We start from the raw sequence: 5243 nt of genomic DNA, 5'->3' as shown, positions 1-5243 counted from the left end.
GCTGCGTGCCGAGCAATGTGCCCAGCAGGCCAGACACTTTCGGGCCGATACCGGAAAGCGAACGAACGGAGGCAAAGAGGGGATCAAGCAATGACGGACGCATGCGTAACGTTTAGAGCGAGATAAGATTAGATGGCAACAGTTCTGTTTCTCGGATGGCGAGACGATCCACGCGGAAGGTGGCGAGATCGATGTTTACCCACCGGACGAAGCCGCCTGACAAAGTGGGCGTCCGCCAGCCGGAAACCCAAAGGGCCGGGTGAATTCTGGCCAAATCCATCGGGCTTCGACTTCGTCCGATGGACAGGCATCGGCCTCGGCAAACCCCTTGACCTTGTCCTGAATTCCCACCAGCAGAACGTTGCCATCTAAACATATCTCGCTCTAACGCGTTCGATGTGCGTTGCAAGGCTGACAGATGCGACAAGGCACGCTATACCCAGCCGCACCAATCGCGCCCAATACTTTCATTGCCATAAACGGAGCTAGTTCATGACTGGAAGCAGTCGCACCACTGCCGATCTGCAGCCGAGACAGCGAAAAATCCTGTTTCGCTCCTGGCATCGCGGCATGCGTGAAATGGATTTGATCCTCGGACAGTTTGCCGACGCCCATATCGGCACCTTGTCCGATGATGAACTTGACCAATATGAAGCACTGATGGAAGCGCTCGACCGGGACCTGTTGACATGGGTCACCGGGGAGGCTGCCGTTCCCGCCGAATTCGATACGCCGATCTTCCAAAGGGTTGTCGCATCCCGCCAGCAAATGAAATTCTGAAATCGAAATGACTGCCTTTACCAAACTCGGACTGAAATCTGACGTCAATGGACATGTGGTCATCGACGGTGTTGTCGATGGCTATGAAGCTTTTGCTTTGGCGAAAGTGGTAGCTGAGGCCGGGGCAGGTGGTCCCGTGCTGTTCATCGCGCGCGACGGCAATCGCGTTGCCGATATCGAACAGGTGCTGAACTTCGTCCAGCCGGATTTGCCGGTGCTGCAATTGCCGGCGTGGGACTGTCTTCCCTATGATCGCGTCTCGCCCGGAGCCAATACATCCGCGCGCCGCCTGGCAGCGCTTGCCGGTCTTGCGGCCTTGCGCGAACACAAGCACCCGGGCGTTATTTTGGCGACGGCCAATGCCGTTCTGCAAAAATTGCCGCCGCGAAAGGTTCTCGCTGAGCAGCTTTTCATGGCGAAGCCCGGCAATCGGATCGACATGAATGCACTGGTGCAACGCCTTGAAAGTAATGGATTTGAGCGTGTTCCAACTGTGCGTGATGTTGGCGAATATGCTGTGCGCGGCGGTATTCTCGATCTCTTCGCCCCGGGTGCAGAGGAGCCACTGCGTCTGGATTTTTTCGGAGATACTCTGGAAACGATCCGTACATTCGATCCGGCGTCGCAGCGAACATCAAGCCAAAAGAAAGAATTCTCGATGCAGCCGATGAGCGAAATCACGCTCTCGCCCGAGCTCATCAGCCATTTCCGTTCGCAATATGTGCAGAAGTTCGGGGCACCATCGCGCGATGATGCGCTTTATCAGTCCATCTCGGAGGGGCGCCGCTTTGCCGGCATGGAACATTGGTTGCCACTGTTCTATGGCAAGCTTGAGACGATATTTGAGCATGCCGGCGACATGCCGGTGGTCTTCGATCATCTCGCGCACGAATCCATGGCTGAACGCCACAAGATGGTGCTGGACCACTACGAGGCGCGCAGGAGGCAATCCGATGGCAAAGAGCCGGGCGATACTATCCCTTACAAGCCGGTCGAGCCGGGTTCGCTGTATCTGACACCTGAACAGGTCGAGGCGTCGGCAATCAACTCAGGCATGCGCATCGATTTCACGCCTTTCGATGCGCCGTTCGTCAYAGGGCGAGCGGTTATCCATGCGGGTGCGCATCGGGGGCGCACATTCGTTGAGGAGAGGACCGCCAAGGACACGAATGTCTTCGACAGCGTTGTCAAACACATTGCCGATGAGCGCGCTGCAGGCAAGAAGGTGCTGCTTGCTGCATGGAGCGAAGGCACACGCGACCGGCTGGTGCAGGTTCTGAATGAACATGGTCTCGAAAAGATCGAGTTTGTCGATGATCTGAGAACGGTCAAGGCGCTCGCTCGCGACAAAATTACTGCGGGCATCCTGTCGCTGGAAACCGGCTTCGATGCTGGCGAACTCGTCGTTGTTGCAGAGCAGGACATCCTTGGCGACCGGCTGATCCGCCATTCCAAGCGCCGCAAGCGCGACCGGGACTTCATCAGCGAGGTTGCTGCGCTGAACGCCGGCGACATCGTCGTGCATGTGGATCATGGTATTGGCCGCTTCATCGGTCTGAGGACAATCACGGCCGCCGGCGCACCACATGACTGTCTGGAACTGCACTATGCCGGCGATGACCGGCTGTTCCTCCCGGTAGAAAATATCGAGCTTTTGTCGAGGTTTGGCTCGGAAACTTCAACTGCCGTGTTGGACAAGCTCGGTAGCGGCGCCTGGCAGGCCCGCAAGGCAAAGCTGAAGAAACGCCTGCTCGACATTGCCGGTCATCTCATTCGCATTGCCGCGGAACGCCAGATGCGCGGTGCGCCGATCCTGTTGCCACCAGACGGCCTCTATGGCGAGTTCGCAGCACGATTCCCCTATGACGAGACGGAAGATCAGGATCGTGCCATCGACGCAGTTATCGATGACCTTTCGCTCGGCAAGCCGATGGACCGCCTGATTTGCGGCGATGTCGGCTTCGGCAAGACCGAAGTAGCGCTGCGCGCTGCCTTCGTGGCGGCCCTGAATGGCGTCCAGGTTGCCGTCGTGGTGCCGACGACGCTGTTGTCGCGCCAGCACTTCAAGACCTTCACTCAGCGTTTCCAGGGTCTGCCTGTCAATGTGGCGCAAGCCTCCCGCCTGGTCGGCTCGAAGGAGCTGGCTGAAAACAAGAAGGGCATTGCAGAGGGGCAGGTGGATATTGCCGTCGGCACACATGCGCTGCTCGGAAACGGCATCAAGTTCAAGAATCTCGGCCTGCTGATCATCGACGAAGAGCAGCATTTCGGCGTCAAGCACAAGGAACGGCTGAAAGAACTTAAATCGGACGTGCATGTGCTGACCCTGTCCGCAACGCCGATACCGCGCACGCTGCAACTTGCCTTGACGGGGGTTCGCGAGCTTTCCCTGATTACCACGCCACCTGTGGATCGCATGGCTGTTCGAACCTTCGTCTCACCGTTCGATGCGCTTGTCATCCGCGAGACGCTGCTGCGGGAGCGCTATCGCGGCGGGCAGAGTTTCTATGTCTGTCCGCGCATCTCCGATTTGAGCGACATCAAGGAGTTCCTTGATGCTCAGGTGCCAGAACTGAAAGTTGCGACTGCCCATGGCCAGATGGCGCCTGGTGAGCTCGACGACATCATGAACGCTTTCTATGACGGGCAGTACGACGTGCTGCTGTCGACGACGATCGTTGAATCCGGGTTGGATATCCCGACCGCCAACACGCTGATTATCCACCGTGCCGACATGTTTGGCCTGTCGCAATTGTATCAATTGCGCGGACGCGTCGGGCGATCGAAGCAGCGTGCCTATGCTCTGTTCACTCTACCAGCCAACAAGCTGCTGACGCAGACGGCAGAACGCAGGCTCAAGGTCTTGYAATCGCTCGACACGCTAGGTGCCGGTTTCCAGCTGGCAAGCCATGACATGGATATCCGCGGCGCGGGCAATCTGCTCGGGGAGGAACAGTCGGGGCATATTCGCGAGGTCGGCTTCGAGCTTTATCAGCAGATGCTGGAAGAAGCGGTTGCGGAGATCAAGGGTACCGGCGAAGTCGAGGACGGGCACTGGTCGCCGCAGATTGCGATCGGCACCGCAGTGATGATCCCTGAAACCTATGTGCCGGACCTGCAATTGCGTCTCGGCCTCTATCGCCGACTGGCCGATCTGGAGGAGCTGCAGGACATCGACGGCTTTGGCGCCGAAATGATCGATCGCTTTGGACCACTACCGGAAGAAGTTCAGCATCTGTTGAAAATCGTCTACATCAAGGCGCTCTGCCGCCGTGCCAATGTGGACAAGCTCGACGCCGGTCCAAAGGGCATTGTCATCCAGTTCCGCAACAAGACGTTCAATAATCCCGCTGCACTGGTCCAGATGATCGGCGAGCAGGGTTCGATGGCGAAGATCAGGCCCGATCAGAGTATTGTCTTTGTGCGCGACTGGCCGACAGCAGAAAAGCGTCTCAACGGTGCAGCGGTCGTCATGACGCAGCTGGCGAAACTCGCTGAGGCCGCATAGTCAGACGGGACGCGGCTCAAAGCCATCGGCGGCCTGGCGGATGGCATCTGCCAGAGCCTCTGCAGATTGTGCACCCATGACGGCATATTTCTGGTCGAGGATGAAGCAGGGAACACCGCGCACGCCGATTTGATTGGCGGTGTCGATTTCCTGCCGCACACCGAGAGTATCGGCGTCGGTTGGCAACAGGCTGGCAACGATGGCAACGTCCATGCCTGCCTCTTGCGCGGCCTCCAGCAATATCTGGTGATCGCCGATGTTCTTTCCCTGTTCGAAATAGTAGGAGAAGAGAATTCCCACCATCTTGTCCTGAACGTTGGGAGTCGCCTGCGATGCCCAACGAATAAGGCGATGGGCGTCCAGCGTATTAGGGCTTACTTCGATGGCCTCGAAATCAAATTCGATGCCAGCTTCCTTACCGAGTTCAGTCAATTGCTGATGAATCTCAAAGATCTTGTCGGAACTGCCGAGCTTTTCCTGCATGTAGCGATTGCGATCTTTTCCCTGAGGTGGAATCGTCGGATCGAGTTGAAATGGTCGCCAATTCACAATTACGTCGAGGTCAGGATTGAGCGCGAGCGCGCTTTCCAAACGCTTCCGTCCGAGAAAACACCAAGGGCAAACGACATCCGACACCACGTCGATCGTGAACTTTTTATCGGTCATGGCTATTCCTATCGTTTATCGGACCACCACGTGGACAGCTGGTTACCGACCATGGACGTCTTGTCCGGATGTTGCAGATGTGCCCAGCGGGCAACCCATTGTTCGGGCTGGTAGTAGATCGGAACCATATAATGGCCGGAGATCAGGACCCTGTCGAGGGCTCGCACAACGCTGGTAAATTCCTCGTCGCCGCGGGCGGCCAGCATCTTGTCCAGTAATGCGTCGATGACGGGATCGGCTACCCCCGCATAATTGAAACTGCCTTCAACTTCTTTCGACTGGCTGCCCC

Annotated in this window: 3 protein-coding genes and 1 pseudogene; 2 read left to right on the top strand and 2 right to left on the bottom strand. The window is 57.3% G+C overall.

Features of this window, described 5'->3' with window-relative positions; all coding sequences use genetic code 11:
• Positions 1–492 precede the first annotated feature (492 nt).
• Together ACXJ5O_RS18020 and mfd are read left to right on the top strand one after the other, a co-directional pair.
• Positions 493–780 carry an FAD assembly factor SdhE gene (locus ACXJ5O_RS18020; protein WP_457301090.1) on the top strand — a complete coding sequence of 96 codons (288 nt, stop codon included), beginning with the start codon at positions 493–495 and terminating at the stop codon, positions 778–780.
• 7 nt (positions 781–787) lie between these two features.
• Positions 788–4288 (top strand): transcription-repair coupling factor, encoded by a 3501-nt coding sequence (mfd, locus tag ACXJ5O_RS18015; protein WP_457301089.1) that lies wholly within the window; start codon positions 788–790, stop codon positions 4286–4288.
• Here the strand turns inward: mfd and ACXJ5O_RS18010 are convergent, their stop codons facing one another.
• Together ACXJ5O_RS18010 and ACXJ5O_RS18005 are read right to left on the bottom strand one after the other, a co-directional pair.
• Complete coding sequence (locus ACXJ5O_RS18010; RefSeq protein ID WP_457301088.1) at positions 4289–4954, bottom strand: DsbA family oxidoreductase; 666 nt, start codon at positions 4952–4954, stop codon at positions 4289–4291.
• 8 nt (positions 4955–4962) lie between these two features.
• A pseudogene (locus tag ACXJ5O_RS18005) lies at positions 4963–5243 on the bottom strand (ABC transporter substrate-binding protein); the annotation flags it as partial.

The sequence above is a fragment of the Phyllobacterium sp. P5_D12 genome (genome assembly GCF_054049495.1).
The sequence above is the reverse complement of the archived record's forward strand: the minus strand, read 5'-3'. Positions and strand labels throughout refer to the sequence as shown.